A 26,380-nucleotide genomic window follows, 5' to 3' on the forward strand; every position below is an offset into this window, starting at 1 on the left:
CCGGTCGCCCGGCGGGAGGTCAGCGGGGCAGCTCGCGCAGGGACTTGCGGAGCGCGGCGGCGCTGGTGAACAGCACGCCGGTCATGCCCGCGCGTTCGGCGCCCTCGACGTTCTCGGCCCGGTCGTCGACGAAGACGATCTCGGACGGGTCGGCGCCCAGCTCGCGGGCGACCTCGTCGAAGATCTCCCGGTCGGGTTTGACCAGGCCCATCCTGCCGCTGTAGAAGCGGTGGCCGATGGCGGCGATCCAGGGCAGCTCGTCGAGGCCGTCGGCCATGCAGACGGGCATGTTGGACAGCAGCGCCACGCCGTCGCCCGCGTCGAGGACCTCACCGAGGACGGCGACCGTGCCCTCGTCGGGGTAGGCCCAGCTCGCGACGTCCATGGCCACCAGGCGGGCGACCTCGGACGGGGTGGCGGCCCGGTCCAGCACGGCCGACCAGTAGCCGACGGGGCTCAGGCTCGCCCGGTCGAACTCCAGGCGGTGCTCCCAGTAGCGGCGCAGGAACGCCTCAGGCTCCGCGCCGACGGCCCGCGCCATGGCCTCGACGTCGGCCGCGGGCTGCGGCAGGGACAGGACGTTGCCGTAGTCGAACACAATCCACGTCATGCAAGGAATGGTCGCAGATGCGGGTCGAGCGCCGGGCAGCCCAGGTATTTCTCGGCCGTGTGGAAGTCGATCCAGTCGAGGTTGACCAGCTCCTCGACGTCCACGCCGGTGAAGCTGGCGCGCAGGGCGGGCGGGATGGCGGCGATGTCGTCCTTGTCGGCGATGTTCACCCAGCGGGCGACGTTCTTGGGGCGTTCGCCGAGGCCGTTGACGGGGGCGGGCAGCAGGCGCTCGAAGACGACGTTGCGCATGCCGAGCGGGCTGCCGAGCGTCAGCAGCAGGTCGACGGGCAGGTCGGGGTTGGCCCACAGGGCCTCGTAGGCCACGACGCTGCCGAGCGAGTGGGCGATCACCACCCGCGGCCGGTTCCTGCGGATGGCGTCGGCCACGGCCAGCCGGCACCTCTCGCGCCGCTCCTGGTCGGTGAGGTAGACCGCGACCTCGGGCGCGAACAGCTTGGCGAACGCCGCCGACCTGCTGTCGAGCTTGCCGAGCAGCCATCCGGTGAACGACTTGAGCGCGCCGGTGACGTGCTCGCCGAGCCCGAGGTCCTTGGCCCATTCGACGAGCACCTGCTGGGTGGCGGCCTCGACGCGCGCCGCCGCCTGCGGGGAGCTCTCCCCGGGCTTGGGGTCGCGCAGCAGGTGGGAGAAGTAGGCGACCTCGCTGAAGTAGGCGGCCGTCTCGCCGCCGAGCGCCGCGTGCAGATAGCGGTCCCACTTGAGCCGCATGGCCGCGGCGGCCCCGGTGGCCGACCCGCCGGCCTCCAGGTAGTAGTTGTACTTGCCGATCCCGTGCACGCCCACGATGGCCGTCACAGCGCCTCCCCCTGACCGCTCGATCTTTCCGCGGATATTGGCATACGCCGCCCGTCCCCGCCCGTCAAGAGCCGCCGGAGTTTAGTCTTGCCTAAAGGTTTAGGTAGAGCTAAAGTGGAGTCACGAGGACGGACAGCGTCGAGAGCGAGACCGACATGGCCTTTCGCCGGAACCCCCGTGACGAGGTGGGCGGTCTCGCCCAAGAGGTCGTCGACGAGATCACGTGGTACATGCGGGAACACAAGATCACCCGTGCCGATCTGGCCACGTCGCTGGGCGTCTCGCCCGGCCGGGTGAGCCAGATACTCTCCGGCGACGAGAACCTGACGCTGCGCACGCTCAGCGCGGTCGTCGACGCGCTCGGCGCCCGCCTGGAGCTCACGCTCGGCGACGCCGAGGACTCCCCCGCCGCCCTGGCCTGAGCGCCGGCCGCCACGCCCGGTCAGCGGGCGCGGGCGATGTGCTCGCCGCCGCGGGCCCGTGACGGCGGCACGTATCCCGGCAGCGAGCGGTAGCCGGCCCGGTAGGCCGCGGCCAGCAGGCGCAGCACGTCGTTCTCCGCGTCGTGCCGCAGCACGCCGTGCAGCCGGTGGAGGTTGCCGAGGTAGCGCTCGTACCTGGGGGTCCTGGTGTGGCGGGAGAGGGTGAGCGCGGTGGCCACCTTCGAGCGGGCGGCGCCGTCCTCGATCAGGGCGGCCACGTCCAGCCTGCGTTCGACGGCGTCCAGGCGGGCGTGCACCCGTTCGCGCCGCCGGTCGTCGGCCGACAGGCGGTCGCGGATACGCTCGTGGTAGCGGGCCGCGGCCAGGCTCAGCTCGTAGACGTTCCAGGACGGGTCCACCCGCTTCTCGCACCAGACGCGCTCGTCCTCGGCCATCGCCTGGTCCAGCCGGGCCAGCAGCGACACCAGCCAGAACGTGGCCGCCTCCCGGGCCAGCGAGCGCCGCTCGTCCTGCCTGGCGCGCATCTGGCCCAGCCACAGGCCGCTCGGCGCGGCCGCGCCCAGGACGGTGGCCAGCGAGTCGCTCAGCAGCGCGTGCCCGGCCAGCGCGACGCCGGCGGACAGACCGCCGGTGAGCAGGCTGACGGCGACCGCGAGCCGCCGCCCGGCTGGCCCGAAGGGCCGGCCCTTCCCCTGGCACCTCAGCAGCAGGAAGACGACGGCGGAGACCACGGCGAGCCCAACGGTCAGCGCCGCCTGCGCGACCCACTTCGGGTCCATGGAATGAGCCCTTCCCGCGAAATGTTCTCTCCATATTCGCAGCGAGGACAGAGATTGAAAATGCCGTTGCGGACGGCATATGTCGCTCATATACGGTGACACTCATCTGAGCAAGGCGCATTCCTCCGGAACAGGAGCCACCACCATGCCCGGCCCGCTGGTCGTCAACGACTCGATCGTCATCCCCGACGCCGAGCTCGTCTGGCGTTTCTCCCGTTCCTCAGGTCCGGGCGGCCAGGGCGTCAACACCACCGACAGCCGGGTGGAGCTGATCTTCGACGTGGCCGCGAGCACCGCGATCCCGCCCGCGCTCAAGGCCCGCGCGCTCGACCGTCTGGGCGCCACCACGATCACCGTCGTGGCCTCGGAGTACCGGTCCCAGCTGCGCAACAGGGAGGCCGCCGGTCACCGGCTGGCCCAGCGCGTCCGGGAGGCGGTCGCGCCGCCGCCCAAGCGCCGCCGCCCGACCAAGCCGAGCCGGGGCGCCGTCGAGCGCCGCATCGCGGGCAAGAAGCACCGTTCCGACGTCAAGCGCCTGCGCCGCGACCCCCACTGAGCCCGCCCCGGGAGCACGCCGGGATCAGAGCGAGAACGCCGGTTCCCTGACCCCCACCGGGCAGAGCTGCCCGATCACCGCGCGCACCTGGCCGCGCAGCACGGGGTCGGTGAGGTGGCCGTCGTCGTCGAAGTGCGGGCAGGCCGGCGAGATGACCAGCTCGGCGCCCATGACGACCGCGTCCGCGCCCTGGAGCTGCTTGTAGAGCTCCGCCTGCGCCCACATCGCGCCGCACGCCCGCGCGCTGGCGCTCATCACCGCCACGTGCTTGCCGGACAGCACGTCGCCGGCCGAGAGCCATTCCAGCGTGTACGTCAGCTCCGGCGGCAGCAGGCTGTGCTCGGGAGCCGTCAGCAGCACCGCGTCCGCCCCGGCGACCAGCCCGAGCAGCTCCCTGGCCGCCACCGGCACCTTGCCCGGCTGGTACGGCGGGACGTCGCCCATCCCCGTCCAGATCTCGAACCGTACGCCTTCCGGCAGTTCGCCGCCCGCTGCGTCCAGCAATCTGTTGATGAAAGACCCCGCGTGGAGACTGGCGGCGATCCCGATGATTTTCACCTACTGCTCCCCAGGCGTTCCGGTGTCACCTGGAAACTTCCCGATGCCTCGGATGTCCAAGACCAGCCCGAGGTCAAAAGCAGCTCAGTCTTCGCCTCAGCGCCGGTGACGCTCCTGGTCAGGCGGGCGTCGGAAGATCAGCGCGAGCACCCGCAGCACCATGATCGAGGCGATCACCAGCAGGTTGTAGCCGAGCAGCTGGTACAGGCTCGTGGTGCCGACCACGACGGGCCCGCCCTCGATGCCGAGCAGCAGCACCGCCATGAGCCCGGCCGTCGCGCCGAGCACGGTGAGCAGCACCTGGTGGACCAGCCCGGTGACGTAGCGGCGGTCGCGGTCGTCGGCCAGCAGCCGGACGTTCAGGCTGAACCTGCCGTGCTCGGCGGCGCTGGCGATGCGCTCGACCCGCCGCGGCAGGCGGCGCAGCATCGGCAGCAGCGCGGCCAGCTCCTGGCCCACGGCCTCCTTGACGGACTCGGGCCCGGCCCGCTCGGCCAGGTAACGCCCGGCGAACGCGCGGGCCTCGCCGATCAGGTTGAAGCCCGGCGACAGGCGCACGAGCGTGCCCTCCAGCGTGGCCAGGGCCCGGAAGACGGCGGCCACCTCGGGCGGGATGGACAGCCCGTACTCCGAGACGATCTTGAACAGGTCGGTGAACATCTGCACGCTGTCCATGCCGGGCCCGAGATGCCTGGCCATGAACTGGCCGAGCGCCCGCTCCAGCGCCGCCTCGTCGATCTCCTCCGGCCGCGGGACGACCTCCAGCAGCGCGTCGGTGACGCCGAGCGGGTCCTGCCGGTTCATCGCGAGCAGGAAACGCTGCAGGGCCGAGCGGACGGAGCCGTCCAGGCGGCCGACCGAGCCGAAGTCGAGCAGGCCGAGCGTGCCGTCGTCGAGCAGCATGAGGTTGCCCGGGTGGGGGTCGGCGTGGAAGACGCCCTCGACGAGGATCTGCCTGAGCAGGCAGTCGAGCAGGTCGCGGGCCAGCGCGGGCCCCTGGCCGGGGGCGGCCGCGGTGACCGGCCCGCCCGACAGGCGCCGCATGACCAGCACCTGCTCGGTGCAGAGGGCGGGGAACGGCTCGGGGTAGGTGACGCCGCCGCTGCCGGAGGCGGCCACGGCGGCCATGTTGGCGGCCTCGACGCGGAAGTCCAGCTCCTCGCGGATGGCGACGGCGAACCCCTCGGCCAGGTCGCGCAGCCCCAGCGAACGCCCCCACCGGGTCCTGGACTCCAGCGTGGCGGCCAGCCGGCGGACGATGTCGAGGTCCTGGGCCACCACGCCCTCGATGCCCGGCCTGCGCACCTTGACCACGACGTCCTCGCCGGTGTGCAGCCGGGCGGTGTGGGCCTGGCCGATGGAGGCGGCGGCCAGCGGCGTCCGGTCGAAGGCGGCGAACACCTCCTCGACCGGCCCGCCCAGCTCGGCGGCGAGCACCGGCTCGATGCGCTCCCAGGGCGCGGGGGCGACGTGGTCCTGCAGGCGGCCCAGCTCGTCGATGAACTCGGCCGGCAGCAGGTCACGCCGGGTGGACAGCACCTGGCCGAGCTTGACGAAGGTGACGCCGCCGTCGTCGAGCGCCTGGCGCAGCGACCTGGCCAGGCGCACCTTGCCCGACCTGTCCTCCAGGCTCTCGCCACGGCCCCGCAGGTAGGGGCCGAGGCCGTGCCGGAACGCGATCCTGGTGATCTGCGAATAGCGCCGGGCCCGGCGGATCCGGCCGCGCAGCGAGCGCAGCACCTCCAGCGGCCCCGGCACCGAGCCCGGCGGGACCAGCGCCTCGGCGAGCACCAGGATCACCATGGGGATGAGCACCATGCACATGGCGATCAGGAGCAGCAGCCCGAGCGCGCCCGCGTCGGGCGTGGTCTCCGGGTTGACCGGCCCGAACGAGGCGATCACCGGCGTCAGCATCGGCTGGGCCAGGCCCCAGGCCACCATCGCGGCCAGGAAGGTGCGTAACGCGCCGAACCTGACCCCGAGCAGGCGTTGGGCCGCCGTCGCCAGCAGCAGGATCATCACCAGGATGGCGAGCGAGACGAACAGCGTGCCCAGGAGCTCCATGAGGAGGGATCATGCCACGGCCGCGCGGGCGGCGGCCCGGCGGCGGCCCGACGTCAGCCCCTGGCGGCGGCGCGGGCGCGGCGCTCGTCGCGGCGCTCGACGAACCGGGCGGCCGTGACCTCGGTCTTGGCCAGGAACGCCGACAGCTCCTCGCGGGCCCGCTCGCCCTCGGCGTCGAGCCCGGTCTTGTCGAAGACCGCCCACTGGCGCAGCACCGGCATGAGCACGTCGTCGAGGTGCAGGCGCAGGTCGTAGATGCCCTCATGGGCGATGATCATGGCCTTGCGGGCGAAGCCCTCCATGCCCGTGCCGGGCATCTGGAAGGTGGTGACGACGTCGGTCACCGCGCGCATGGTCTGGTTGGGGTCGAGCTCGAAGGCCGCCTTGAGCAGGTTGCGGTAGAAGAGCATGTGCAGGTTCTCGTCGGCGGCGATGCGGGCGAGCAGGCGCTCGCAGCCCTCGTCGCCGGAGGCCCTGCCGGTGTTGCGGTGGGAGATGCGGGTGGCCAGCTCCTGGAAGGAGACGTAGGCGAGCTGCTGGAGCATGGTGTTGTACGCGGTGACGAAGCCCTGCTCCATGTGGTGCATGCGGGCCCGCTCCAGCGCGACCGGGTCGACCGCGCGGGTGACGGTGAGGTAGTCGCGCAGGGCCGTGCCGTGGCGGTCCTCCTCGGCGGTCCAGCGGTGGACCCACGTGCCCCACGCGCCGTCACGGCCGAACGTGGTGGCGATCTCGTGGTGGTAGCTGGGCAGGTTGTCCTCGGTGAGCAGGTTGACGATCAGCGAGATGCGGGCGGCCTCGGGGATCTTCGAGTCGCCCTCCTGCCACGCCTGGCCGCCGTAGATGCCGTCGAAGTCACGCCCCTCGCTCCACGGGATGTACTCGTGCGGGAACCACTCCTTGGCCGTCGCGTTGTGGCGATCGAGCTCCACGCCCACGACGGGTTCGAGCTCGTGCAGCAGTTCCGTCTGAGACATCGCCATAAAGATCTTCTCCTTCAGGTTACGGGACCGTAGGTTAGGCTACCCGAAGGCCATGTGATGCGGTGTCGACCTCGTTGTCCTAAATGCCGACGTGTTGCAGCAGCCGGTCCAGTTTGATGTTGAGGTCGAGGATCTCCGAGCGCAGCGAGTTGAACTCCTCGGCCATCGCCGTCCTGACGAACCGCAGCTCCTCGGTCACCTCGACGCGCAGCGTCGCCAGCTCCGCCTCCGCGCCCTGCTCCCCCGGCTCCTCACGCCACACGGCCGCCTCCTCGCATTCGGTAAGTTACCTTCCGCTACCAAGGATCGCAGCCGGACGCGCGACGCGCCGCCCGGCGGCGGCCGCCGGGAGTGGTTTTCTTCTTCCGGGCCACGATCCTCCGCGCCCCGGAAGAAGACTTGTCATCCCGGGCGAGCCGCCGCGCTCAGATCAGGTCGACGAGGTCGGCGACCGACTCGACGACCAGCGAGGGACGGTAGGGGAAGCGGTCGATCTGGTCGCGCTGGGTGACGCCGGTCAGCACCAGGATCGTGAACAGCCCCGCCTCCATGCCGGAGACGATGTCGGTGTCCATGCGGTCGCCGATCATGGCGGTGGTCTCGCTGTGGCCCTCGATGGCGTTGAGCGCGCTGCGCATCATGCGGGGGTTGGGCTTGCCCACGAAGTACGGCTCGACGCCGGTCGCCTTGGTGATCATCGCGGCCACCGCGCCGCAGGCCGGCAGCGAGCCCTCGGTGGAGGGGCCGATCGGGTCGGGGTTGGTGGCGATGAAGCGGGCGCCGGCCTCGATGAGCCGGATCGCGCGGGTGATCTGGGTGAAGCTGTAGGTGCGGGTCTCGCCGAGCACGACGTAGTCGGGGTCGAGGTCGGTCAGGATGTAGCCGACCTCGTGCAGGGCCGTGGTCAGGCCGGCCTCGCCGATCACGTACGCCGACCCGCCGGGACGCTGGTCGTCGAGGAACTGGGCGGTGGCCAGGGCGGAGGTCCAGATGGACTCGGCGGGCACGTCGAGGCCGGCGCCGGCCAGGCGCACCGACAGGTCGCGCTGGGTGTAGATGGAGTTGTTGGTCAGGACCCGGAACTTCCTGTCGGACTCCTTGAGCCGTTTGATGAATTCGTCCGCACCGGGGATCGGCCGCCCCTCGTGGACGAGGACGCCGTCCATGTCGGACAACCAGGAGTCGATCCGCTTACGCTGAGTCACCCGTTCATGGTATCGAGCGTGCCTTGTCGACTTCTCGCCGCACACGTGAACAATGTTCATCATGTCGTTCACTGAATCCGCCCTGGACATGCGGGACGAACTCATCCAGCTCCGCCGCTCCCTGCACACCACCCCCGAGCTCGGCCTGCAACTGCCGAGGACGCAGGAGAAGGTGCTGGCCGCGCTCGACGGGCTCCCCCTGGAGGTCACCACCGGCAAGACGCTCAGCTCGGTCACCGCGGTGCTGCGCGGCGGCCGGCCGGGCCCCGCGGTGCTGCTGCGCGGCGACATGGACGCCCTGCCGGTGACCGAGCGCAACGACCTGCCCTACATCTCCCAGAACGTCGGCCAGATGCACGCCTGCGGCCACGACCTGCACACCGCCATGCTGGTCGGCGCGGCCCGGTTGCTCAGCGCGCGGCGCGCGGACGTCGCCGGTGACGTGATCTTCATGTTCCAGCCGGGCGAGGAGGGGCACGACGGCGCCAAGCACATGATCGGCGAGGGCGTGCTCGACGCGGCCGGCGCCCGGCCGGTGGCGGCGTACGGGATGCACGTGGTGTCGGCCATGCTGCCGCCGGGGCTGTTCGCCTCGCGGGGCGGCCCGATGATGGCCGCGGCCGACGTGTTCTGCGTGACGGTGAAGGGCACCGGCGGGCACGGGTCGAGCCCCCACCGCGCCAAGGACCCGATCGCGGCCGGCTGCGAGATGGTGACGGCGTTGCAGACGATGGTGACCCGCACGTTCGACGTGTTCGACCCAGTGGTGATCACCGTGGGCACCTTCCACGGCGGCTCGGCCGACAACGTGATCCCCGACGAGGCGCGCTTCGAGGCGACCGTGCGCACGTTCAGCAAGGAGCACCGGAGGCTGGTCAAGCGGCGTCTGGTGGAGGTGGTCGAGGGCATCGCGGCCGCGCACGGGCTCGCGGTCGAGGCGTCGTTCGGCATGGGGTACCCGGTGACGGTCAACGACCAGGGCGAGGCCGGGTTCGTCTCGGCGACCGCCGACGAGCTGTTCGGGCCGGGCCGCTACTTCGTCGCGCCGCAGCCGGTCATGGGGTCGGAGGACTTCTCCTACGTGCTGGAGGAGGTGCCGGGCGCGTTCGTCTTCCTGGGGGCCTGCCCGCCCGACCGCGACCCGGCCACGGCGCCCTACAACCACTCGCCGGACGCCGTCTTCGACGACTCCGTGCTGCCCGACGGCGCCGCGCTGTACGCCTCGCTGGCCTACGAGCGCCTGTCGAGGTCGTGATGCGCGCCTGGGTGGTGGACCGGCCGGGGCCGATGGCGACCGGCCCGCTCGTGCGGGTCGAGCGGGACGTCCCCGAGCCCGGCCCCGGCGAGGTGCTGGTCCGGGTCGAGGCGTGCGGCGTGTGCCGGACCGACCTGCACCTGGCCGAGGGCGACCTCGCGCCGCGGCGGCCGCGGACCACCCCCGGGCACCAGGTGGTGGGCCGGGTCGAGGGCTCCGGCGAGCGGGTGGGGGTGGCCTGGCTGCGCTCGACGTGCGGCCGGTGCCGCTACTGCCTGCGCGGCACGGAGAACCTCTGCCCGGACTCCACCTACACCGGCTGGGACGCCGACGGCGGCTACGCCGAGTACGTCGTGGCCCCCGCCGGCTACGTCTACCCCCTGCCGGACGACGTGCCGGCCGAGCGGCTGGCGCCGCTGCTGTGCGCCGGCATCATCGGCTACCGGGCGCTGGCCCGCTGCGACCTGCCGCCGGGCGGCCGGCTCGGCATCTACGGCTTCGGCTCCTCGGCCCATCTCACCGCGCAGGCGGCCATCGCGCAGGGCGCCACGGTGCACGCCGTGACCAGGTCGGACGCCTCCAGGGAGCTGGCGCTGGAGCTGGGCGCGGCCTCGGCGGGCGACCGGCCGCCCGAGCCGCTGGACGCGGCGATCCTGTTCGCGCCGGTCGGCGACCTGGTGCCGCCCGCGCTGGAGGCGCTCGACCGCGGCGGGACGCTGGCGATCGCCGGCATCCACCTGACCGACGTGCCCGCGCTGAACTACGAGCGGCACCTGTTCCAGGAGCGCACGCTGCGCAGCGTGACCGCCAACACCAGGGCCGACGGCCGGGCCTATCTGGAGCTGGCGCTGGCCCATCCGCCGCGCGTGGCGACCACGCTCTACCCCCTGGAGGAGGCCGGCCGGGCGCTGGCGGATCTGGCCGCCGACCGCGTCAGCGGCGCCGCCGTGCTGGTCGTGGACTGAAGCCCCGCTCCGTCGCACGATGGAGATTGGCGCCACGGCGGACCTCTATGAAGGAAAGTTACATTACACTCACAACATCTGGAGATTATTGACGCTGCCTGCTGGCGACCGTAGGGTCCGGTCAATTCCCTACAGATCCTCAACAGGTCCGACATCCCCCGGAGCGGCAGATGAAGCGACTGGCAGCGGTAGTGGCGTTGCTGGGCCTCGCCACCGCCACAGCGGCGTGCAGCGGTGGTACTAACAACAAGTCCGGCGGCTCGAGCGGTGGTGGTGGCGGGCTCTTCACCACGATCGACGTCAACAGGCCCGGCCTGGAGGCCACGGCCCCGGCCAACCCGTACAACCCGAAGGGCAACTCCTTCCCCGGCTACACGGCGATGAAGCTGGGCTGGGTCAAGAACCACCTGACCGACCCCAACCAGGCCCTCCCCGGCATCGCGGAGAGCTGGGAGATCGCGCCGGACAACTCGGCGATCACCCTCAAGCTCCAGCCGAACGCCAAGTGGTCCGACGGCAAGCCGGTCACCGCCGAGGACGTCAAGATGTCCATCGGCATCGCCTACACCCAGGGCAGCACGGCGTTCTCCATCACGCCGGGCGCCGCGGGCGCGGCGGCGGACGTGACCGTGGTCGACGACCACACCCTCAAGATCACCCAGGACATGGCGAACCCGAGCCCCAAGTTCGCCCGCGGCGTGCTCGACACGTTCGTCCTGCCCTCCCACGTGTGGAGCAGCGTGCTCCCCGCGGACTTCTGGGACCAGCTCAAGGCCTCCAGGGGCGAGGGCGCCGAGGCCGACAAGGCCCGCGAGACCATCACCGGCCTGGGCGAGAAGGTGCTCACCTTCGCCCCGCCGAAGGACACCTCGGCCGGCCCGTTCGTGCTGGAGCGGGTGAACCCGTCCGAGGCGCTGCTGGTCAAGAACAAGTACTTCTACAACGCCGCGAACGTGGCGCCGGCGCAGGTGAAGTTCCTCAACTACACCGGCAACGAGCAGATCTGGAACTACCTCACCGCGGGCAAGCTCGACCACGCCGGCTTCACCGCCGCCCCGTCCGACGTGATGAACCGGATCAAGGCGGCCGCCGGCAACGAGGTCATCAAGGGCTACTCGCCGGTCGCGGTGAGCATGGCCTTCAACCAGTCCAAGAAGCCGTACGACAACGTGCACGTGCGGCGCGGCCTGGCCTACCTGATCAACCGCGAGGAGGTCACCAAGGTGGCCTCGCCCGAGGGCGGCACGGCGGCGGTCACCACCAGCGGCATCCACCAGAAGGCCGCGCAGGCGTGGATCCCCGACGAGCTGCCCAAGCTGGAGCCGTACGCGCCCGACGTGGCCAAGGCCGAGGCCGAGTTCAAGGAGGCCGGCCTCACCAAGAAGGACGGCAAGTGGACGCTGGCCGACGGCTCGGCGTGGAAGGTCTCCATGCACGCGCCCTCCGGCTTCTCCGACTGGCTGTCGGCCCAGGAGAACATCAAGAGCCAGCTCGTCAAGGCCGGCGTCGACGCCGAGGTCGTCACGGCCAACGACTACCCCCTCTACCTGGAGGAGCTGGCGGCCGGCAAGTACGACGTGGGCTTCTGGCTGATGGCGCTCGGCCCCGCGCCGTACGACATCTACCAGCGTCTGTACGGCGCCTCCAACGGCTGGACGAACGTCGCGGGCAAGGTCAAGCACTCCGAGCCCGGCAAGGCCGGCAACTGGATGGGCGGCCCCGAGGAGATCGAGGTCGACGGCGCCAAGATCAACCCCGGTGAGCTGACCGGCAAGCTGAACTCGGCCAACGAGGAGCAGGCCAAGCCGATCATGGCCCAGCTCGCGAAGGCCGCCAACCAGGACCTCCCGGTCATCCAGCTCTGGGACTACGTCAACACCCAGTTCGTCAACAACAGCCGCTTCACCGGCTGGCCGCACGACGACGAGATCCTGCGCATGGGCGCCGGCGTCCTGCCCTCGGGCGTCTGGATCCAGCTCGGCATGATCAAGGCGAAGTCGTAGTTCATGGCGCTCATCGCACGACGACTCGCGGGCCACCTGGCCCGCGGGTTCGTCATGATCCTCGTAGTCGCGACGATCAGCTTCTTCATCATCAACAACATCCCGGGCGACCCGATGGCCGCCCGCTACGAGAAGCTGGTCGAGCAGGGCATGTCGCCCGAGGCCGCCGCGCAGGCCGTCAAGGTCCTGTACGGCTTCCTGCCCGACGGCACGCTGTGGCAGCAGTACGCCGACTACATGACCGGCCTGCTCCACCTCGACCTCGGCATGTCGGTCAGCCGGCCCGGCAGCTCCGTGGTCGACGTGCTCACCGACGCGGCCAAGTGGACCGTTCTACCGGTGCTGGCCGGCACGCTGCTGAGCTTCTTCGTCGGGATCCTGCTCGGCGTGTACGCCGCCATCAAGCGCACCGGCAAGCTGGGCGACGCCCTGGCCATCTCCGGCTCGCTGCTGCACGGCATCCCGCAGTACGTGCTGGCGATGCTGCTCGTGGTGATCTTCGCGACGCTGCTCCCGATCCTGCCGGCCGACGGCTCGGTGGACATCCTGTTCGAGCCCGGGTTCAACGCCGGCTACATCGGCTCGCTGGTCGAGCACGCGGTGCTGCCGGTGGCCACGTACGCGCTGTCGGCCTACGGCGGCTGGATCCTGGCGATGAAGTCGAGCGTGGTCACCGTGCTGGGCGACGACTTCATCCTGGCCGCCGAACTGCGCGGCATGAAGCGCTCGATCGTGTTCCGCTACATCGCGCGCAACGCGATCCTGCCGCTGTTCACCATGCTCGCCCTGTCGCTGGGCCTCCTGCTGGGCGGCGCGGTCTTCATCGAGAAGATCTTCAACTACCCGGGGCTCGGCTGGCTGCTGATCAGCGGCGTCCAGGACCGCGACTACGGCCTGATGGGCGGGGCGTTCCTGCTGATCACGGTCGGCACGATCATCGCCAACATCGTCGCGGACCTGTTCTACACGGTCATCGACCCGCGGGTGCGCAGCGGAGAGGAGGGCTCGTGAGCGCCACGCTCATCCCGGAGGCCGCACCGGCCGCCTCGGCCATGCGCCGCAACTTCTGGCACGGCGTCTGGCGGGTGATGAGGCGCAAGCCCAGCCGCATGGCCGGGGTCGTCATCATCGCCGGTTTCATCGTCATGGCGGTGATCGGGCCGATGCTGCTGCCCGAGCACCTGCCGGGCAACGCGAGCGCGATCACCCAGCCGCCGAGCTGGGACCACTGGTTCGGCACCGACCCGCAGGGCCGGGACGTGATCGCGCTGGTCATCAAGGGCTCGCGTTACGTCCTGCTCACCGCCCTGGTCACCGCGATCATCACGGTCGTCGCCGGCACCGCGATCGGCCTGTTCTCCGGCTTCAAGCGGGGCCGCTGGGACACCGTGCTCATGCGGCTGACCGACATGAAGCTCACCATCCCCGGCCTGCCGCTGCTGCTGGTGCTGGCGACCGTGTGGAAGTTCGGCAACCCCGTCCAGATGGGCCTGGTGCTCGGCCTGCTGGGCTGGGGCGGCGTGGCGCGGGCGGTGCGCGCGCAGACGCTGTCGCTGCGCGAGCGCGGGTTCATCGAGGCCGCCCGCGGGCTCGGGCTGTCCACCACGCACATCATCGGCAAGGAGCTGCTGCCGAGCATGGCGCCCTACATCGCGATGAACATGCTCATCGCGGTCACCGGCGCGGTCTACTCGCAGGTGGGCCTGTTCTTCCTGGGCGTGCTGCCGTACGAGTCGGACAACTGGGGTGTGATGCTCAACCTCGCCGTGTTCCAGGCGGGCGCGATGATCACGCCGAACGCGCTGGGCTACCTGCTGGCGCCGCTGCTGGCGATCCTGCTGCTCACGCTCGGCATCGTGCTCGTGGTGGACGCCATGGACGAGATCTTCAACCCCCGGCTGCGCGAGGAGTAGCAAGTGGCCGAACAAGCGCCGGGAGTGCGCATCGACGGCCTGACGGTCGTCTACAAGACCCCCGCGGGCGAACTGCCCGCCGTCCGGGACGTGACGCTGACGCTGGAGCCCGGCACGATCACCGGCATCGTCGGCGAGTCCGGCTCGGGCAAGTCCACACTGGCGCTGTCGCTGCTCAACGCGGTGCAGCCGCCGGGCAGGATCGCCGCGGGCAGCGTCGAGATCGACGGTCTCGGCGACGTGACCGGTTTCGCCGGCGAGGAGCTGCGCAAGGCTCGCGGCCGGCACATCGGGTACGTCTTCCAGGCCGCCCAGAACTCGCTCAACCCGCTCAAGACGGTCGGCAAGCAGCTCCTCGACCTGGGCCGCTCGCACGGCGTTGAGGACCTGCCCGGCCTGGTCCGCGAGGCCAAGGAGCTGCTCGGCCGGATGGGCCTGGACGGCGCGCGCGTGCTCGACTCGCACCAGCACGAGCTGTCCGGCGGCATGCGCCAGCGGGTCGGCATCATGCTGGCGCTGGTGCTCAACGCCCACCTGGTGGTGCTCGACGAGCCGACGACCGCCCTGGACATGATCACTCAGGCGAACATCCTGAAGATCGTCCGCGAGGTGCACGCCGAGCGCGGCCTGACCACCCTGGTCATCACGCACGACATCGGCGTCGTGGCCGAGGTCGCCGACCGCCTGGTCGTCATGTACGGCGGCCGCCTGGTCGAGCAGGGCCCCACCCGCGACGTGCTCGGCTCCCCCAGCCACCCCTACACGCGGGGCCTGATCAGGGCCATCCCCCGGCTCGTGGGCGACATCGCCGAGGCCCAGGCGCTGCCCGGCCGGCCGCCGACGCTGGCCACGGTGCCCAAGGAGGGCTGCGTGTTCAGGGAGCGCTGCGCGCTGCGCATGGACGTGTGCGACACCGTCGACCCGCTGGCCGTGGCGCATGGATCGAGGGTCGTGGCCTGCCACGCCGTGACCGTGAAGGAGCACGCGTGATCACCGGGACCGGCATCGTCAAGACGTACAAGCAGCGCGGCAACGTGCTGGCCGGGCGGGAGGTGCGGGCGCTGCGCGGGGTGGACTTCTCCATTCCCAAGGGCGGCGCGGCCTCCTTCATCGGCGAGTCCGGCTGCGGCAAGACCACGCTGGGCCGGATCATCGCCGGGCTGGAGACCTACGACGAGGGCGAGATCGTCATCGGCGACGTGTCCATGTCGGGGCTCAAGCAGAAGAGGCGCCAGCCGTACTTCCGCAAGATCCAGATGATCCACCAGGACCCGTACTCGGCGCTCAACCCGACCCGGACCATCCACCAGACGCTGTACGCGCCGCTCAGCCTGCGGGCCGGGCAGACCGGGCGGTCGAAGGAGTGGATCGAGGAGCGGGCCGCCGAGGTGCTGTCGATGGTGGGCCTCGACCCGGGCTCGGTGCTGGGGCGCTACCCGCACCAGCTCTCGGGCGGCATGCGGCAGCGGGTGGTCATCGCCCGCGCGCTGACCGTCGACCCGGAGATGCTGGTCGCCGACGAGGCCGTCTCGATGATCGACGTCTCGCTCCGGCTGGGCATCCTCGCGCTGCTGAAGGACCTGCGTGAGCGGCTGGGCGTGAGCGTGCTGTTCATCACCCACGACGTGGCCACCGCCCGCTACATCGGCGACGACGGCGAGCTCTACGTCATCTACCGCGGCCAGGTCGTCGAGCGCGGCCCGGTGGACACGGTCATCGCCGACCCGGTGCACCCGTACACGCAGTCGCTGCTGTCGGCCATCCCCGTGCTGCACGGCCTGGAGGAGCCCGGCGCGCAGCCGGTGACGCCGCTGGAGTCGCTGGACGAGAGCAAGGCCGACGAGGGCTGCCTGTTCGCCCGCCGCTGCCCCTTCCAGGGCGAGCGGTGCGCGGGCGAGCGGCCGCTGCTGCAGATCACCGAGGGCGTGCCGCAGCAGCACGCGTGCTTCTACCCCGAGCGGCGCGACGTGATCGCCCGCCCGATGAGCGAGGTGTGATGTCGCCCACCGTCCGCGGCGCGGACCTGGCCGAGGCCGCCCGGGTGGCCGCCGCCGCGCTGACGCTGGACGCGCCCGAGGCTCCCGACCTGGTCCGGCGCCTGGCCGACCCGCCCGCCGACCGCCGCTGGACGGCGCTGGCGACCGACGGCGGGGTGGTGATGACCTCGGTCTCGTCGAAGGACCCCGAGGTCGGGCACCTGGACCTGCTGGCCGTGCACCCCTCGGTCCAGGGCCGCGGGCACGGGCGGGCGCTGGTGGGGGCGGCCGAGGAGTGGCTGCGGGGGCACGGCGTGCGGCAGGCGCGCTTCGCCGGGAACCCGCCCTGCTACGCCTGGCCCGGCATCGACGTGCGGTACACCGCGGCCGCCTGCCTGGCCGAGAGCCTGGGCTACGAGCGTTACCACGTCGCCTGGAACATGACCGCCGACCTGCGGGCCGACCTGTCCGTCGAGGACGACCTGGCGCGGCTGGAGCGGGCGGGGGTCACGGTGCGGGCGGCGGGCGCCGACCGCTCGGCCGTGGCCGCGTTCGTCGAGGAGCACTGGAACGAGCGGTGGGCCTGGGAGGCGGCCAACGCGACCGGCCTGCACTACGCCGAGCGCGACGGGCGCGTCCTGGCCTTCGCCGCCTGGGGGGCGCGGCCGGCCTGGTTCGGCCCGATGGGCACCGCTCCGGACGCCCGCGGGCTCGGCCTCGGCGGGGTGCTGCTGCGCCGCTGCCTGGCCGAGCAGCGGGCCGCCGGCCAGGAGAGCGCCGAGATCGGATGGGTGGGGCCGTTGCGGTTCTACTCGCGCGCCGTGGGCGCGCGAGCCGAACGCGTCTTCTGGCTCTACCGGCGCGATCTGGCCTGATGTCAGCTGTAGAGCAGATGTCCTTCGGGACGGCCGGGCGGCGGGCACAGCTCGCGCGGGTCGTCCCCGGCCTCCAGGCAGCGCGTGAGCGTGTCGGAGCCCCAGAGCAGGTCGAGGAACAGCTCCTCGCCCTTCCAGACCAGGTCGTCCGGGTAGAGGACGCGGGCCGTGTGCAGCATCGACAACCCGGTCAGCACCGGCCGGATGGCCCGCGGGTCGTGCACGTGCAGCTGCACCCCGCGGACGGGCAGGCCCGCGTGCTTGTGGAACGTCGGGGTGAACCAGGTGTCCCTGAATCGCACCCCCGGCAGCTCCAGCCCGTTCAGGGCGGCCGCGTAACGCTCGTCCGCGTACGGCGCCCCGACCAGCTCGAACGGCCGGGTGGTGCCGCGGCCCTCGGAGAAGTTGGTGCCCTCGAACAGCCCGGTGCCCGGGTAGACCAGCGCGGTGTCGGGGGTCGGCATGTTGACCGAGGGCATCACCCAGGGCAGGCCGGTCTCCGCCCAGCTCATGTCCCGCCGCCAGCCCTCCATCGTGACCACCCGCAGGTCGGCGTCGAAGCCGAACAGCGCCGCCAGCTCCCCCGCGGTCCTGCCGTGGCGCACGGGCAGCGGGAAGCGGCCCACGAAGCTGGCGAACGCCGGGTCCAGCAAAGGGCCCTCCTCGGCGGTCCCGCCGAGGGGGTTGGGCCGGTCCAGCACCACGAACCGCAGGCCCAGCCGCGCGGCCGAGGCCAGCAGGTCGTACATGGTCCACACGAAGGTGTAGAAACGGGCGCCCACGTCGGCGATGTCGAAGACCAGCGTGTCCACGCCGGAGGCGGCGACCACGCGGTCGAGGTCGTCGCCCGACAGCTCGTGGGTGTCGTAGACCGGCAGTCCCGTCGCGGGGTCCACCGCGTCGCGCTCGCTCGATCCCGCCTGGGCCGTGCCGCGCAGGCCGTGCTCGGGGCCGAACAGCGCGGTCAGGGGCAGCCCTGCGGCCAGCAGGGCGTCGGTCGTGGGGGTCAGGTCGGGCAGGACGCCGGTGGGATTGGTGATCAGGCCGAGACGGGCGCCGCCGGCCAGCGCGGGGTCCGCGGCCAGCCGTTCGGCTCCGGTGCGTACGTGTGACATGGATCCATTCTCTGAAAGATATTTACAACTGAGAAGTAAAGGGTGGAAATTAGCGTCATGATTGATCCGCTGCCCGAGCTGTCCACCGAGCAGAGCGATCCCCGCTACAGCCAGATCGACCGGCTGCCGACGGAGCAGATCGCCCGACTGATGAACCAGGCCGACGCCGAGGTGCCCGTGGCCGTGGCCGCGGCCGTGCCGGCGATCTCGGCGGCCATCGACGCGATCGCCGCCCGGATGGCCGAGGGAGGCAGGCTGCTGTACGTCGGCGCCGGCACCTCGGGACGGCTGGCCGTGCTCGACGCCAGCGAGTGCCCTCCGACGTTCGGCACCGACCCCTCGCTGGTGCAGGGCGTCATCGCCGGCGGGCCGGAGGCGCTGACCCGGTCCATCGAGGGCGCGGAGGACGACGCCGAGGCGGGCGCGGCGGCCATGAAGGACCTGGAGGTGGGCGCGCTCGACTCGGTGGTGGGCGTGTCGGCCAGCGGGCGGGCCCCGTTCGTGCTGGGCGCGCTGGCCGAGGCCGCCGGCCGGGGGGCGCTGACCGCGGCGCTGTCGTGCAACACGGGCGCGCCGCTGTCGGCCGCCGCCGAGCACGGGATCGAGGTCGTGGTGGGGCCCGAGGTGGTGGCGGGCTCGACCAGGCTGAAGGCGGGCACGGCGCAGAAGCTCGTGCTCAACATGATCTCGACGATCTCCATGGTCCGGCTCGGCCGGACCTACGGGAACAAGATGATCGAGATGTCGGCCATGAACAGCAAGCTCGCCTCCCGCGCGCTGCGCATGGTGCGCGAGATCACCGGGGCCGACGCCGCGACGGCGGGCGCGGCGCTGGAGGCGGCCGGCGGGCAGGCGAAGACGGCCGTGGTGATGATCCAGCACGGCCTGGACCCCGACGCCGCCCGCGCGCTGCTGGAGTCGCACGGAGAGCGGCTCAGCGACGCGCTCAGCGGCTGACGTAGCGGACGGGACGCACCAAGGCACTGTCGGAGGACTGACGAGGGGGGAACGGGGATGTCGGACCGGCTGGAGCGCCTGCTGGCCGCCGCGGTGCCCGAGGTGTGCCCGGCGGCGGTCGCGCTGATCGCCGCGCACGGCACGGTGACCGCCGCCGCGGCGGTGGGCGAGCTGGTCAGGTACGCCGACGCCGAGCCGACCACCGGATCGGACGCCGGGCCGGAGGCCCCCGGGACGCTCGCCGCCGATCGGCCCCCCGCGCGCCGGAACTCGGTGTTCGACCTGGCCTCGGTCAGCAAGCTGTTCACCACCACAGCGGTGCTCTCGCTCACCGAGGAGGGCCTGCTCGACCTGGACGAGCCGGTCCGGTCGTGGCTCCCCGGGGCCGACCCGCGGATCACGCTGCGCCGCCTGCTCACCCACACGGCGGGCCTGACGCCGACCCGCCGGATCGACCTGGAGCTTCCGCACGCCGGGCCGGACGAGCGCATGGCCGCGATGCTCACCACGCCGGTCACCGGCCCGGTCGGCGGCCCCTACCTCTACAGCGACGTCGGCATGGTGATGGCCAGCCGGATCGCCGAGCTGGCCGCGTCCGCCCCGCTCGACGTCCTGGTCCGCGCCCGGATCACGGACGTGCTCGGCCTCCCCGGCACCGGCTACCGCCCGGTCGGCGGCGGCGGGCCGGCCCAGCGCGTCGCCGCGACCGAGTTCAAGCCCGAACGCCCCGGCCCCGGCTGCGTGCGCGGCGAGGTGCACGACGAGACGGCCCACGCCCTGGGCGGGGTGGCCGGGCACGCGGGCCTGTTCGCCCCGGCGGACGACCTGCTGGCCTTCGGGGAGGCGCTGCGGCTGGGCGGGGGCGCGATGCTGAGCCCGTCGAGCGTGGCGGAGATGACCCGCGACCAGGGGGCGGAGGGGGCCGCGTTCCGGCACGGGCTCGGCGTGCGGATCGGCGACCCCGGCATCGTGGGCCCGCTGAGCGGCGCCTACGGCCACTCCGGGTTCACCGGGACGTCGCTGGTGGTCGATCCGGCGCGCGGGCTGACCGTGGTGCTGCTGACCAACGCCGTCCATCCGGTGCGCGGGCGGCCAGGGATGCGCGAGCTGCGGTGCGCGGTGGCCGCCGAGGCGCTGCGGCACGTAGCGTGAACGCATGCCCGTGCAGCTGAACCACACCATCGTCGCCGCCACCGACCGGGACGCCACGGCCGCCTTCCTGGTCGACGTCCTCGGCCTGGAGCCCGCGCCGGTCTACGGCCCGTTCCGGGTCGTGACGCTGGCCAACGACGTCTCGCTCGACGTGATGCAGGCCGACGGCGAGGTGACCCCGCAGCACTACGCCTTCCTCGTCGGCGAGGAGGAGTTCGACCAGATCTGGGGGCGGATCAGGAGCCGCGGCCTGACATTCTGGGCCGATCCGGGACACACCAGGCCCGGCGTGATCAACACCCACGACGGCGGCCGCGGGCTCTACTGGTCGGGCCCCGACGGACACAACCTGGAGATCATCACGGTCCCCTACGGCGGCGGTTAGGGCGCCAGCGCCTCCAGGGCCTCCTCGGCCCGGCGCATCGCCTCCCCGGCGTCGGCGGTGACGATCTCCTTGTCGAAGTTGAGGTCGTGGAAGACGTCCGTGACGCCCTCGGCGGCCAGGGCGGCGACGTCCTGCCTGATCTGCTCGTACGTGCCGGTCAGGGGCCGGCGGGCGTCCTCGGCGCCGGCGGGCCGCACCTGCGTGACGCCGCGGCACACGTAGCGGAACGAGGCCGCGTCGCGTCCGGCGCCGGCGATCGCCTCCTTGATCAATGCGATCCGGCCCGCGACCGCCGACAGGTCCTCCCTGCTGGAGCTGATCCAGCCGTCGGCCAGCCGGCCGGCCCGGCGCAGCGCGACCTCGGCGGTGCCGCCCAGCAGGACCTGCGGCGGCCCCGGCGCCGGCTTGGGGTCGATGTGGGAGGCCGGCACCCGGTAGAACTCGCCGTCGTGCTCGACGACGTCGTCCGTCCACGCCTTGCGCAGCAGCTCGACGAACTCCTCGCCCCGGCGCCCGCGGCGCTCCATGCCGACGCCCGTGGCCTCGAACTCCTCCGGCACCCAGCCGAGCCCGATGCCGGCGCTGACCCGGCCGCCGGAGAGGGTCTGCAGGGTGGCGAGCTGCTTGGCCAGCACGACCGGCTGCACGTACGCGTTCACCACGGCCACGCCCAGCCGGATCGTCCGGGTGACGCCGGACAGGTGCGCCAGCGTGACCAGCGGGTCGTGGACACTGCGGTAGGTCGGCCCCATGGGATGCCCGACGGGGTACAGCAGCCGCTGGAACGTCCAGAGCTCGTGGTAGCCCAGCTCCTCGGCCCGCGCGGCGACGCGGCGCATGTTCTCCGGTGTGGCCCAGGGCCCTGACTGGGGTACGGCGAAACCGATTCTCATGCTCCCAGTCTGACCGACCCGGGTGCGCGATCTCCCGCCACACGAAAGGTACAAGATCGACAAAAGGGGCATCTTTCTGATCAAGAAGCGCTAGCGTGAGGATGATCAACACGGCGCGTCCGCGCCGCCCCACGAGGAAGGACGATGCATGCGACAGAAGTCCGCACGGCTCGGCGTGGCACTGGCCATGGCCGGGGCCCTCGCCGTCGGCACCCTCTCCGTCGCCGCTCCGGCCGGCGCTTCGGCCACGAGCTGGACCCCGTACCAGGCGTACCGCACGCTGCAGAACTGCGTGTCGGCGGGCACCACCCTGCTCGTCACGAAGGGGTACAAGGAGTACGAGTGCCGCTGGGACAGCCCGTACTACATGCTCTGGCTGCGGAAGTAGGCGCGGCGGGCGGATGACGGCGGGCGGATGACGGCGGTCCTCCGTCAGGGGTCGGCGCGGCTCGATCCGGCACGTCACCCGTGCCCCCGCTCGCGCCGCGCCCGGGCCCGCGCCCGCTCCAGCGAGGTCGCCCGCGCCAGCGCCGCACGCGCCCGCTCGATCTCCTCCTGGCCCGGGGCGTCCGCCGCCTCGGGCTCGACCGCCCACCTCGTCGGCTGCCGGGCGGCTTCCCCGTCCACGCGCCGGCGCGCCGCCGGACGCCGCTCACGGCGGCGCCGGGCGGCCTCCTGATCGTGCTCGCGCATCGCCTGGGCGGCCCGCGGCGAGCTCGCCCTCAGCCACTCGCGCGCCAGCGCCGCCCACTCCCTCGCTCCCGCCATCACGACGGCATTTACCCCCAACACTGCCCAATACTCTGTACGAGTGGGTCTAGAGGAGGAGCTGGCGGGCATCGCCGCGGCGTACGGCGGCACGGGCGAGCCCGTGCGACACCAGACACGCACCGACGTGGTCGTGTTACGGATGGGCGAGGTGGTGGTCAAGGCCCACTCCGCCCGCGACGAGGTGGAGCCGCTGCGCGCCCGCCTCAGGGCCGCCGCCGCGGCCGCGGTCAACGGCGTGCTGCTGGCCCCGCTGGAGGCCGAGGTGCTGACGGCGGCGGGCCGCGCGGTCAGCGTCTGGCCGGCCGGCCGCCCGGTCCCCCACGACGACCCCGCGTCCGCCCCCTGGGAGGAGGGCGCGCGGCTGCTGGCCCGGCTGCACGCCGTCCCCCTGACGGTGGTGCCGCCGATGCCGCCCGCCGGAGGCCCGGCGCGGGCCGCCCGCGCGGTGTCCAGGATGAGCGGCGACGGCCCGGTCGAGCAGCTCGTCAGGCACGCGTTCAAGGAGCTGCCCGAGCCCGCCCCGGTGCCGGGCCTGCTCACCCATGGCGACTGGCATCTGGGCCAGCTCGTCTGCCGCGACCGCTGGCTGCTCATCGACGTCGACGACCTGGGCGTCGGCGACCCGGCCTGGGACCTGGCGCGACCGGCCGCCTGGTACGCGGCGGGCCTGCTGGAGCCGGCCGTCTGGGAGCGGTTCCTCGGCGCCTACCTGGCCTCGGGCGGCCCCGCGCTCGGCCAGGGCGACGATCCCTGGCAGCGGCTCGACCTGCCGGCCCGGGCGCTGACCGTGCAACTGGCCGCCGTGGCCGTGCTCAACGCCGAACGCGAGAACCGGGAACTCGACGAGGTGGAGCACGCGTTAATCGAATCGTGCAGCAGAATCGTCCGAGCGTGACGGGGGCCGCACGCGGTAGGTTTCAGCCTGAGACCCCGGATCCAAGGAGAGCGACTTAGATGCAGTGCCCGAAGTGCCGCGGCAACATGCGGACATATGAGCGCAACGGCGTCCACATCGAGCAGTGCGACAACTGCCGTGGGATCTTCCTCGACTATGGCGAGCTGGAGACCCTGACCCGCATGGAGTCGCAGTACCACGCCGCTCCGCCGCCGCCCCCCGCCCCCGGGCCGGCCTGGGGCGCCCCCCACCACGGCGGTCACCACTACGGCCACCACCGCCAGCGCAGCTGGGTGGGCATGCTGTTCTCGACCTGATCGCCCCGGCAGCCGGAAAAGGGCCGCGCGTTCGCGCGGCCCTTTCGCGTGTGCGGGCCCGGCCCTGGAGGGTCAGCTCGGGAAGTCGTCGGGGTTGACGGGCGCGGTGCGGGCGTTGCCGCCGGAGATGGCGTGCAGGGTGACCCGCCAGTCGTGCCAGAGGATCTGGGTGGCGGTGACCGTGGTCTTGAACTTCACCGACTTCTGGAACCGCTCGAAGCTGCACTGGCGGCTGAAGGACCGGCTCTTGCCGTCCCAGTCCACGCCGTGGGTGAAGTAGATCTTGTACGTGCCGTCGGGCACGCCCCTGACCTTGAACTTGGCCTTCTTGCGCACGTACACGCTGAACGTCTTGCCGCCGCCCCTGACCGCCGTGACGACGGCGTCGCGGGTGCCGCCGTTGTCGACCTCCAGGGAGCTGCGTCCGCCGAGGGAGGTCCGGCGGATGAACGCGCCGTTCTTCAACCGCCTGTTCTGCTTGCCGCCGGCCTTGACGGTGACGACGTCGGCCGGGTAGTCGCCGGCGCTCTGCAGCGCCTCGCCCGCCTTGTTCAGGGCGGTGAGCTTGGTGTTCAGGTCGCTCAGCACGGCCGAGGGGGTGCACAGCTCGCGGCTGCCGACCTTGCCCGCCGTGGAGCCGAGCTCGGTGGCGAAGTCGCGCAGGCTGGTGACGTACGCGTCGTGCTGGGCGCGTATCTCGGCGGGCGGGGCGATCGCGGACAGGGCGTCGGCGGCGCCGCTCAGCGCCTGCTCGGCCTTGTCCACGCGCTGGTTGAGCGCCTGGACGCCGCGCGCGCCGGCCAGGCCGCTGATCGCGCCGGTCATCGCCTTGTGCCTGCTGTCGAGCTCGCCCTTGTACGCCTCCGGCGTCAGGGCGCTGACGGCGGGGCTGGACCCCGATGAGGGGTCCCCGCTGGGATCGCCACTGGGATCGCCGCTGAAGGCTCCGCCCTTGCCGTCCGCCACGCCGCTGACCTTCGGCTCACCGCCGGTCAGCGGAGGCGGAGAGGAGCAGGCGGCGAGCGTCACCGTCGCCAGGGCGAGAACGCAGGAGATCAACCGGGGTGAAGCCACCTGCCCCACTATTGCCCGGTTGATCCCCAGACGTCAATTACGATTCGGCCAGTCCCTCGTCCCGATCCTGTCGCAGCCACCGGGTGATCCCCAGCGTCTCCAGGAACGGGACGTCGTGGCTGGCCACGACGAGCGCGCCCTGGTAGGCCGCCAGCGCCTGGGAGAGCTGGCGGACGCTGGACATGTCCAGGTTGTTCGTCGGCTCGTCCAGCAGGAGCAGCTGCGGCGGCGGATCGGCCGACAGCAGCGCGGCCAGGGCGGCGCGGAACCGCTCGCCGCCCGACAGCGTGCCCACGGGCTGGTCGGCCCGCGTGCCGCGGAACAGGAAGCGGGCCAGCCGCGCCCGCACGTCGTTGACCGAGGCGGCCGGCGCCACGGCCCGCACGTTGTCCACGACGCTCAGGGCGTCGTCGAGCACGTCCAGCCGCTGCGGCAGGTACCCCACCGGGACGTGCGCGCCGTGCTCGACGATCCTGCGCAGCAGGGTCGTCTTGCCCGACCCGTTGGGCCCGAGCAGCGCGATGCGTTCGGGGCCCCGGACGACCAGCCGGTCGAGCGCCTTGAGCCCGCCCTCGCCGGGCGTGCCGTCAGGGCCGCCGGAACGGTCGGGACGGTCGGGACGGTCGAGCGGCAGCGTCAGCAGGGTCCGGCCGGCCGGGACGGCGGTGCCGGGCAGCTCGACGCGGATCTCGGCGTCGTCGCGCACGGCCAGCTCCGCCTCGGTCAGCCTGCCCCTGGCCGCGGCCAGCCGCTCTTGGTGCAGCGCGCGGTGCTTGCCCGCCGACACCTGGGCCTTCATCGTGAGCCCGCCGGCGACGATCTTGGGCACCTTCTTGTTCTCGAACGCCTTCCGCGCGGTGCGGCCGCGCCGGTCGAGCTTGGTCCTGGCCTCGATCAGCTCACGCCGCTGCCGCCGCACCTCGCCCTCGGCGGTCCTGACCGTGCGCTCGGCCGCCTCCCGCTCGGCGGCGACCTGCTCCTCGTAGTCGCTCAGGTTGCCGCCGTACAGGCGCACGGCGGCGTCGCGGAGCTCGGCGACCTGGTCCACGAGGTCGAGCAGCGCCCGGTCGTGGCTGACCACGACCAGCACCCCGGGGTACGCCGAGACCGCGGCGTGGAGCCGCCGCCGGGCGTCCAGGTCGAGGTTGTTGGTGGGCTCGTCGAGCAGCAGCACGGCGGGGCGCTTGAGAATCTGCGCGGCCAGCGCGACCATGACGGCCTCGCCGCCCGACAGCGTCGCGACCGTGCGGTCGAGCCCGACGTGGCCCAGCCCGAGCCGGTCGAGTTCGGCCCGCGCGCGTTCCTCGACGTCCCAGTCGTCCCCGATGGCGGTGAAGTGCTCCTCGGCGACGTCGCCGCTCTCGACGGCGTGCAGCGCGGCCCGCTTCCCGCTGATCTCCAGCAGGTCGGACACCGTGCGGCTGCCCTCCAGCGGCACGTTCTGCGGCAGGTACCCCACCTCGCCGGTGACCGAGACCGACCCCGATCCCGGGGTCAGCTCCCCGGCGATGATCTTGAGCAGGGTGGACTTGCCCGACCCGTTCGCCCCGATGAGCCCGGTACGCCCGGCGGGGAAGGCGGCGTCGAGACGGTCGAGCACCATGGTCCCGTCGGGCCAGCCGAAGGACACGTGATCGACGACAATGGAGAAAGACATGTGGCGGCTCCCATCACAAAAATCGAAATTTCGTGACTTGGCGGGAACACCGCTGCGCGCGCGACAACCAGACAGCTTGAGCTGGGAAGAACCGGGGCGAAGAGGTCGCCGAGGTCGAGGTGCGCACGCGACAGAGCCCGTGACCGGGCGGTAGGCGCGGT

At 72.1% G+C, this 26,380-nt stretch carries 29 protein-coding genes; 16 read left to right on the forward strand and 13 right to left on the reverse strand.

Features of this window, described 5'->3' with window-relative positions; translation table 11 throughout:
• Positions 1-19 precede the first annotated feature (19 nt).
• Together AB0C33_RS28080 and AB0C33_RS28085 are read right to left on the reverse strand one after the other, a co-directional pair.
• Positions 20-610: an HAD family phosphatase gene (locus AB0C33_RS28080; protein WP_358293192.1), complete on the reverse strand. Its 591-nt coding sequence runs from the start codon at positions 608-610 to the stop codon at positions 20-22.
• A complete protein-coding gene (locus AB0C33_RS28085) occupies positions 607-1,428 on the reverse strand; it encodes a hypothetical protein (RefSeq protein ID WP_358293194.1) in 822 nt (273 codons plus the stop codon). The genes AB0C33_RS28080 and AB0C33_RS28085 overlap by 4 nt, the downstream gene beginning before the upstream one ends.
• Positions 1,429-1,583: 155 nt before the next feature.
• Between AB0C33_RS28085 and AB0C33_RS28090 the strand changes: the two genes are divergently transcribed.
• Positions 1,584-1,850 (forward strand): helix-turn-helix transcriptional regulator, encoded by a 267-nt coding sequence (locus AB0C33_RS28090; protein WP_358293196.1) that lies wholly within the window; start codon positions 1,584-1,586, stop codon positions 1,848-1,850.
• Between the two features lie 20 nt (positions 1,851-1,870).
• Here the strand turns inward: AB0C33_RS28090 and AB0C33_RS28095 are convergent, their stop codons facing one another.
• The gene (locus AB0C33_RS28095; RefSeq protein WP_358293198.1) at positions 1,871-2,650 is read right to left on the reverse strand and encodes a hypothetical protein; all 780 of its coding nucleotides are present in this window, start codon (positions 2,648-2,650) and stop codon (positions 1,871-1,873) included.
• A gap of 145 nt (positions 2,651-2,795) precedes the next feature.
• Here AB0C33_RS28095 and arfB point away from each other — a divergent pair, with 145 nt between their 5' ends.
• The gene (gene arfB, locus AB0C33_RS28100; protein ID WP_352354181.1) at positions 2,796-3,206 is read left to right on the forward strand and encodes an alternative ribosome rescue aminoacyl-tRNA hydrolase ArfB; all 411 of its coding nucleotides are present in this window, start codon (positions 2,796-2,798) and stop codon (positions 3,204-3,206) included.
• A gap of 24 nt (positions 3,207-3,230) precedes the next feature.
• Here arfB and AB0C33_RS28105 read toward each other — a convergent pair whose 3' ends face one another.
• From AB0C33_RS28105 to AB0C33_RS28125, 5 genes are all read right to left on the reverse strand, one after another.
• Complete coding sequence (locus AB0C33_RS28105) at positions 3,231-3,764, reverse strand: NAD(P)H-dependent oxidoreductase (RefSeq protein ID WP_358293199.1); 534 nt, start codon at positions 3,762-3,764, stop codon at positions 3,231-3,233.
• A 96-nt stretch (positions 3,765-3,860) separates the two neighbouring features.
• Positions 3,861-5,828 carry an AarF/UbiB family protein gene (locus tag AB0C33_RS28110; protein ID WP_358293201.1) on the reverse strand — a complete coding sequence of 656 codons (1,968 nt, stop codon included), beginning with the start codon at positions 5,826-5,828 and terminating at the stop codon, positions 3,861-3,863.
• A gap of 53 nt (positions 5,829-5,881) precedes the next feature.
• Positions 5,882-6,805: an acyl-ACP desaturase gene (locus AB0C33_RS28115; RefSeq protein ID WP_358293203.1), complete on the reverse strand. Its 924-nt coding sequence runs from the start codon at positions 6,803-6,805 to the stop codon at positions 5,882-5,884.
• Positions 6,806-6,890: 85 nt separating this feature from the next.
• Positions 6,891-7,073, reverse strand: a complete 183-nt coding sequence (locus AB0C33_RS28120; RefSeq protein ID WP_358293204.1) for a hypothetical protein — start codon at positions 7,071-7,073, stop codon at positions 6,891-6,893.
• A gap of 163 nt (positions 7,074-7,236) precedes the next feature.
• On the reverse strand, positions 7,237-7,977 hold the full coding sequence (locus tag AB0C33_RS28125) for an HAD-IIA family hydrolase (RefSeq protein WP_358293659.1): 741 nt from the start codon (positions 7,975-7,977) through the stop codon (positions 7,237-7,239).
• Positions 7,978-8,077: 100 nt separating this feature from the next.
• On the opposite strand from AB0C33_RS28125, the gene AB0C33_RS28130 reads away from it, so the two are divergent.
• From AB0C33_RS28130 to AB0C33_RS28165, 8 genes are all read left to right on the forward strand, one after another.
• Positions 8,078-9,271, forward strand: a complete 1,194-nt coding sequence (locus AB0C33_RS28130) for a M20 family metallopeptidase (protein ID WP_358293206.1) — start codon at positions 8,078-8,080, stop codon at positions 9,269-9,271.
• The gene (locus AB0C33_RS28135; protein WP_358293208.1) at positions 9,271-10,236 is read left to right on the forward strand and encodes a zinc-dependent alcohol dehydrogenase family protein; all 966 of its coding nucleotides are present in this window, start codon (positions 9,271-9,273) and stop codon (positions 10,234-10,236) included. The genes AB0C33_RS28130 and AB0C33_RS28135 overlap by 1 nt, the downstream gene beginning before the upstream one ends.
• A 170-nt stretch (positions 10,237-10,406) precedes the next feature.
• Complete coding sequence (locus tag AB0C33_RS28140) at positions 10,407-12,239, forward strand: ABC transporter substrate-binding protein (protein WP_358293210.1); 1,833 nt, start codon at positions 10,407-10,409, stop codon at positions 12,237-12,239.
• Positions 12,240-12,242: 3 nt separating this feature from the next.
• Positions 12,243-13,250, forward strand: a complete 1,008-nt coding sequence (locus AB0C33_RS28145; protein WP_358293211.1) for an ABC transporter permease — start codon at positions 12,243-12,245, stop codon at positions 13,248-13,250.
• A complete protein-coding gene (locus AB0C33_RS28150) occupies positions 13,247-14,152 on the forward strand; it encodes an ABC transporter permease (RefSeq protein WP_358293213.1) in 906 nt (301 codons plus the stop codon). The genes AB0C33_RS28145 and AB0C33_RS28150 overlap by 4 nt, the downstream gene beginning before the upstream one ends.
• 3 nt (positions 14,153-14,155) lie before the next feature.
• Positions 14,156-15,142, forward strand: a complete 987-nt coding sequence (locus AB0C33_RS28155; RefSeq protein ID WP_358293215.1) for an ABC transporter ATP-binding protein — start codon at positions 14,156-14,158, stop codon at positions 15,140-15,142.
• A complete protein-coding gene (locus AB0C33_RS28160) occupies positions 15,139-16,149 on the forward strand; it encodes an ABC transporter ATP-binding protein (RefSeq protein WP_352354161.1) in 1,011 nt (336 codons plus the stop codon). The genes AB0C33_RS28155 and AB0C33_RS28160 overlap by 4 nt, the downstream gene beginning before the upstream one ends.
• On the forward strand, positions 16,149-17,003 hold the full coding sequence (locus AB0C33_RS28165) for a GNAT family N-acetyltransferase (protein ID WP_358293217.1): 855 nt from the start codon (positions 16,149-16,151) through the stop codon (positions 17,001-17,003). Before AB0C33_RS28160 ends, AB0C33_RS28165 begins: the two co-directional genes overlap by 1 nt.
• Before the next feature lie 2 nt (positions 17,004-17,005).
• Here the strand turns inward: AB0C33_RS28165 and AB0C33_RS28170 are convergent, their stop codons facing one another.
• Positions 17,006-18,118 (reverse strand): DUF1343 domain-containing protein, encoded by a 1,113-nt coding sequence (locus AB0C33_RS28170; RefSeq protein WP_358293218.1) that lies wholly within the window; start codon positions 18,116-18,118, stop codon positions 17,006-17,008.
• 57 nt (positions 18,119-18,175) lie between these two features.
• Here AB0C33_RS28170 and murQ point away from each other — a divergent pair, with 57 nt between their 5' ends.
• From murQ to AB0C33_RS28185, 3 genes are read left to right on the forward strand one after another with little or no spacing between them, the layout of a single operon-like run.
• The gene (gene murQ, locus AB0C33_RS28175) at positions 18,176-19,075 is read left to right on the forward strand and encodes an N-acetylmuramic acid 6-phosphate etherase (RefSeq protein ID WP_358293220.1); all 900 of its coding nucleotides are present in this window, start codon (positions 18,176-18,178) and stop codon (positions 19,073-19,075) included.
• A 57-nt stretch (positions 19,076-19,132) separates the two neighbouring features.
• The gene (locus AB0C33_RS28180; RefSeq protein WP_358293222.1) at positions 19,133-20,227 is read left to right on the forward strand and encodes a serine hydrolase domain-containing protein; all 1,095 of its coding nucleotides are present in this window, start codon (positions 19,133-19,135) and stop codon (positions 20,225-20,227) included.
• A gap of 4 nt (positions 20,228-20,231) precedes the next feature.
• A complete protein-coding gene (locus tag AB0C33_RS28185; protein ID WP_358293224.1) occupies positions 20,232-20,612 on the forward strand; it encodes a VOC family protein in 381 nt (126 codons plus the stop codon).
• Here the strand turns inward: AB0C33_RS28185 and AB0C33_RS28190 are convergent.
• The gene (locus AB0C33_RS28190) at positions 20,609-21,505 is read right to left on the reverse strand and encodes a TIGR03619 family F420-dependent LLM class oxidoreductase (RefSeq protein WP_358293226.1); all 897 of its coding nucleotides are present in this window, start codon (positions 21,503-21,505) and stop codon (positions 20,609-20,611) included. The two genes, AB0C33_RS28185 and AB0C33_RS28190, sit on opposite strands and share 4 nt — an antisense overlap.
• Positions 21,506-21,653: 148 nt before the next feature.
• On the opposite strand from AB0C33_RS28190, the gene AB0C33_RS28195 reads away from it, so the two are divergent.
• Positions 21,654-21,893, forward strand: a complete 240-nt coding sequence (locus tag AB0C33_RS28195; protein ID WP_352331431.1) for a hypothetical protein — start codon at positions 21,654-21,656, stop codon at positions 21,891-21,893.
• A 74-nt stretch (positions 21,894-21,967) separates the two neighbouring features.
• Here the strand turns inward: AB0C33_RS28195 and AB0C33_RS28200 are convergent, their stop codons facing one another.
• Positions 21,968-22,273 carry a hypothetical protein gene (locus AB0C33_RS28200; RefSeq protein ID WP_358293227.1) on the reverse strand — a complete coding sequence of 102 codons (306 nt, stop codon included), beginning with the start codon at positions 22,271-22,273 and terminating at the stop codon, positions 21,968-21,970.
• A gap of 43 nt (positions 22,274-22,316) precedes the next feature.
• Between AB0C33_RS28200 and AB0C33_RS28205 the strand changes: the two genes are divergently transcribed.
• Together AB0C33_RS28205 and AB0C33_RS28210 are read left to right on the forward strand one after the other, a co-directional pair.
• Positions 22,317-23,171: a phosphotransferase gene (locus AB0C33_RS28205; RefSeq protein ID WP_358293229.1), complete on the forward strand. Its 855-nt coding sequence runs from the start codon at positions 22,317-22,319 to the stop codon at positions 23,169-23,171.
• A 59-nt stretch (positions 23,172-23,230) separates the two neighbouring features.
• Positions 23,231-23,488 carry a zf-TFIIB domain-containing protein gene (locus tag AB0C33_RS28210; RefSeq protein ID WP_352331027.1) on the forward strand — a complete coding sequence of 86 codons (258 nt, stop codon included), beginning with the start codon at positions 23,231-23,233 and terminating at the stop codon, positions 23,486-23,488.
• A gap of 72 nt (positions 23,489-23,560) precedes the next feature.
• On the opposite strand, the gene AB0C33_RS28215 is transcribed toward AB0C33_RS28210, so the two are convergent.
• Complete coding sequence (locus AB0C33_RS28215; RefSeq protein ID WP_358293231.1) at positions 23,561-24,562, reverse strand: hypothetical protein; 1,002 nt, start codon at positions 24,560-24,562, stop codon at positions 23,561-23,563.
• Between the two features lie 37 nt (positions 24,563-24,599).
• Positions 24,600-26,219 (reverse strand): ABC-F family ATP-binding cassette domain-containing protein, encoded by a 1,620-nt coding sequence (locus AB0C33_RS28220; RefSeq protein WP_358293233.1) that lies wholly within the window; start codon positions 26,217-26,219, stop codon positions 24,600-24,602.
• Positions 26,220-26,380 lie beyond the last annotated feature (161 nt).

This window comes from Nonomuraea sp. NPDC048881, assembly GCF_040649795.1.
Lineage (GTDB): Bacteria > Actinomycetota > Actinomycetes > Streptosporangiales > Streptosporangiaceae > Nonomuraea.